This is a genomic window from Flavobacterium columnare NBRC 100251 = ATCC 23463 (assembly GCF_002530675.1).
GTDB classification, from domain to species: Bacteria; Bacteroidota; Bacteroidia; order Flavobacteriales; family Flavobacteriaceae; genus Flavobacterium; species Flavobacterium columnare.
Genome location: NZ_PCMX01000099.1, coordinates 1 through 4,206, shown reverse-complemented (window position 1 = coordinate 4,206; position 4,206 = coordinate 1). Strand labels below are relative to the sequence as shown.

The 4,206-nt window shown below is 32.5% G+C and carries 4 protein-coding genes and 1 pseudogene; all 5 read left to right on the top strand.

Annotated elements, in window-relative coordinates; translation table 11 throughout:
- Nucleotides 1-474, top strand: a pseudogene (locus B0A78_RS14530) (type VI secretion system Vgr family protein); the annotation flags it as partial.
- A gap of 2 nt (nucleotides 475-476) precedes the next feature.
- Nucleotides 477-2,537, top strand: coding sequence for a hypothetical protein (locus B0A78_RS12045; protein WP_097609708.1), 2,061 nt, complete (start codon nucleotides 477-479; stop codon nucleotides 2,535-2,537).
- Nucleotides 2,537-3,205, top strand: a complete 669-nt coding sequence (locus B0A78_RS12040) for a hypothetical protein (RefSeq protein WP_097609707.1) — start codon at nucleotides 2,537-2,539, stop codon at nucleotides 3,203-3,205. The genes B0A78_RS12045 and B0A78_RS12040 overlap by 1 nt, the downstream gene beginning before the upstream one ends.
- Before the next feature lie 213 nt (nucleotides 3,206-3,418).
- A complete protein-coding gene (locus tag B0A78_RS14995) occupies nucleotides 3,419-3,553 on the top strand; it encodes a hypothetical protein (protein ID WP_262494545.1) in 135 nt (44 codons plus the stop codon).
- Between the two features lie 207 nt (nucleotides 3,554-3,760).
- Nucleotides 3,761-4,206: hypothetical protein (locus B0A78_RS12030; protein WP_133065790.1), on the top strand; the 446-nt coding region annotated here is incomplete at its 3' end.

The following is a 4,206-nucleotide window of genomic DNA, read 5'->3' as shown; positions in this document are numbered from 1 at the left end:
GGCAATGATGTAAAAGCCATAAAAACCCGTAGCGGTATAGAAACCCTTGCAAACGATGCCGAAGGAAGCTGGAAACAAAGCACCCCAGATGGTAACTACTTACAATTTGATGGACAAGGCAATGCTACACTTAATATCCCTAAAAACTTCAATATAATGGTAGGTAATGATGTTACGATAACCATAGGAGGGAATTTGTATAAACTGGTAGCATTGAACGAAAATGATACCATAAGTGGTACATCTACAGAAAGTATAGGAGGTCTAAAAAACACGTATATAGGAATGGATATGATGACTCATGTAACGGGTAAATTAGTAGAGGTCATTCAAGGAGATGTGCATACCGAATCTAAAAAGGAAAGAAATGAAGTAGCGGCAGGAAAAGCAATAAGTAAAAGCGAACAAAACACGGAACTACACAGCGACGCTGGGTTAAGAAAGAATGCTGCTGAAAAAACCAATACCCATTAATTATGTCAAGAACAAGAATTGTAGGCGGTAATCTAATTAAGATTACGGGCGGCACGTATAGGATATTTGCAAAAGAAGGTATAGAGTTTCACTCTAACGGTAAAATTATAGAAAACGCAAAAGAAGGGACAATATATGGAGAACCCCAACAACCTCCTAAATTAGAAATAGAATCCAGTATATTTCCTGCTTGTATACATTTTTACCGTTCAAAACTGCATTCAGAGGGAAAATATGGCAACAAAGACTTGTTTTATAAAGGAGAATTTGGCTTTGACAAATTTGAGAGCCAAGTATGTGCAGAGGGTACTTATTCAGACTATCAGCCTTTACTACATACTGTTCCTAAAGAGGAACTTGTAAAAGACGAAAAAATACACCTGAGTGCCTACGCCAGTATGTATCCGCCAGGTGTAGAAGGCAATCAAGACAACAAAAAAAGTACGATAACTGTATATGTACTAGCAAAAGAATCCAAAACAAAACTAAAAAATGCTAGCAAAGTACGCTTTAGCAGTTCAAACCCTACTGCCATAAAAATAGTAGGAAATGACACCCTGACCCTTACAATAAATGATGTTAGCCCACAAGCCTTAACGCTTGAGTGTTTACAACCTTTTGATAAAGATGTGGTTATCACGGCTATTGCAGAAGGCGATGTTTTTGTATTAGGGCAGTTAATTATAAAGGCAAATGCTAAACGGTATAGTACCATTATACAACCTGTAGAAATTGTTTTTTCCAGCCAAGAAAATCTAAATGTTGTTAGCATACCCAATGCCCCACTTTTTAAAGAACTGGAAAAAAAGTTTAACAACAACTCTTTTAACCAAGCTTATATTTATGGCGAGTTAGCCCCCCAAACCCAAAAAATTATAGTTAACAAAAAGGAATTTTTAGACCAAGGATATTTGTTTGAGCTAAATGGGTTGTTATACGGAAGGAAAGTAGAAAAAGATGATGAAGATAAATTAAGAAAGAAATTTAACTCATTAATCGAGTCAAAATACACCAGTGCGTTAAACAAAATGGGCAATCCCGAAGAACTAAAAAATCAAATAGAGAAACAAGAAATTAAGCTACTGGAAACTTTTGACAAAGAATTTGATTATAAACTAGGCCAAGATTTAGTGTATGCACAAAAAAAACACCAAGAAAAAATTGTTACTAAGGCTTGGAACCACCCTAAGGTACAAGCCGAGTATAGTAAGTATCTAAAACTAAAACAACAAAGCAGTGAGGGCGGTGGTACAATGCCCCTTAACAAACCCAATACCCTTCATTTGTTTTATAGTAAGGATATACACGGCGGGGGCGATAGTAGCACTATAGAAACAGATGACAATGGAACCTTAGTACTGCCTAGACTAGTACAGGCCTATTCTTTGCTTGGTACAGGGGTATGTTATATATTTGATTCAGGGCTTAAAGCCGCTGATAATATTACGACGATACTGCACGAGCTAGGACATAGTTTAGGATTGGAACATCCGTTTGAAAAAAAAGTGCTTGGAAACTATGAAAAAAGAATCAAGAATAAACGATATAAAGAAGATATTGAAGCCGAAATTAAAGAGTTAGAGGGGAGATTACAAACAATAGATGAAATACAACCCATGCAAACAGGAACTAATGCACAACACTTATACAATGCGATTAAAATCACTATTAAGATGAACCGAATGGGAGAAGCTTTTGAAAACAACTTTATAGGTGCCATTTTAGGAAACTCGCAAACACAAGGCGCATTAGTATCCGAACAAAACCATCAGTTTTATTTAGGTTCAAATCAAGAATTGAGTGCAATACAGACAGAAACCAAAGAGGAGTTAAAAAATAAACTTAAAGTTTTAAAAACAGAAAAAGAAACGGCTGATGGTTTAGTCGTTTATCCTAACTGGAAAACCCAATCAGAAACCTTAGACAACTATATGGATTATTACCAAAAAGCAAATTCATCGGATATTAACCCCGATTTTGAACGCAAATCCTATACCCAAAAACAATGGCGCATCATGCAAGAAAAAGGCGTTGAAATTACCGTTTTAAAAACTATACAATAATGAAAAGAATTATTATTTTACTCATTTTTACAGTGTTAATATCCTGTGGCAAAAGCACGTATTATGCCTTTGAAGAGTATGATTACGACCCTGATTCAGGAAAAGATTATTTATACAGTTATTGCGCCCTAGAAATCACACCTAAAAAAGAGGTGATTTTTAGAGGATCATCTAGACGATATGTAATTAAAGATAAAAAAACCACTTATTTTGATGATAACAGTAGTTCATATATATATATATATAGCGATAAAGAAGCTACTAATATAGGTGAATATGGTATATTATTTTGTAGAAAATCTTCTGAATGTTTTTATTTTTCTCTTACCGATATTCAAATAAATACAAATGAATTTAGGTTTAAATCAGTAGATATTAATGATTTTTACAATATAAAGAATTGGAATAAGCAATATGTAATGTATAGCTACGACGAAAAAAATAAAGACTCTATTATACTCTCTAAAGCAAATAGTGTAAGTAATTTTATTAAAAATGATAAAGGTCTTAGATATGCTAACATCCCTTGGTTTCCACCTTATTTAGTGAAAGTAAAAGAAATAGACTATAATAAATTTAAAAGGAAATGTCGTAGGTTAAAATACGCACATTTTAAAGATCCTAGAAAATTTGGGGGCAAAGTATTACACGTTGATAAACCGTATTAACCTTAAAAAAAACCTAAAAATGAAGGCGCATTAATATCCGAACAAAACCATCAGTTTTATTTAGGTTCAAATCAAGAATCGAGTGCAACACAAGCGCAAACCAAAGAGGAGTTAAAAAATAAACTTAAAGCCTTAAAAGCCGAAAAAGAAACGGCTGATAATTTAGTTGTTTATCCTAACTGGAAAACCCAATCAGAAACCTTAGACAACTATATGGATTATTACCAAAAAGCAAATTCATCGGATATTAACCCCGATTTTGAACGCAAATCCTATACCCAAAAACAATGGCGCATCATACAAGAAAAAGGCGTTGAAATTACCGTTTTAAAAACTATAACACAATGAAAAAAATTGTTGTATTACTTACTTTTATGACATTAATAGCTTGTGGCAAAAGCACGTATTATGTATATGAAAAATACAAATATGATCCAGATTTTAGAGTAAACTACTTAGATAGTTATTGTGCCCTAGAAATCACACCTAAAAAAGAGGTGATTTTTAGAGGATCATCGAGTAGGTATATAATTAAAGACAAAAAAAGTACTTATTTTGATGATAATAGCAGTGAATATATATATATATATATATATATATATATATATATATATATATAGCGATAAAGAAGCAACCATTATAGGCGAATATGGGATTCATTTTTGCCGAAGACAGTCTGATTGTTATTATTTCTCACTTGATGATTATCAAATAAATACTGGAAAATTTAAATTTAGATTCTCTATAATTAACAATATATACAATGGTAAAAATTGGGATAAAGAATATATATCCTATATGTATAGAGATGCTAAAACGGATACCCTTTTTGCATTAAATAATAATATGATGAAAAATTTTATTAAAAAAGATGAAGATCTAAGAGATGCTAACATCCCTTGGTTTCCACCTTATTTAGTGAAAGTAAAAAAGATAGACTATAATAAATTTAAAAGGAAATGTCGTAGGTTAAAATACGCACATTTTAAAGATCCTAGAAA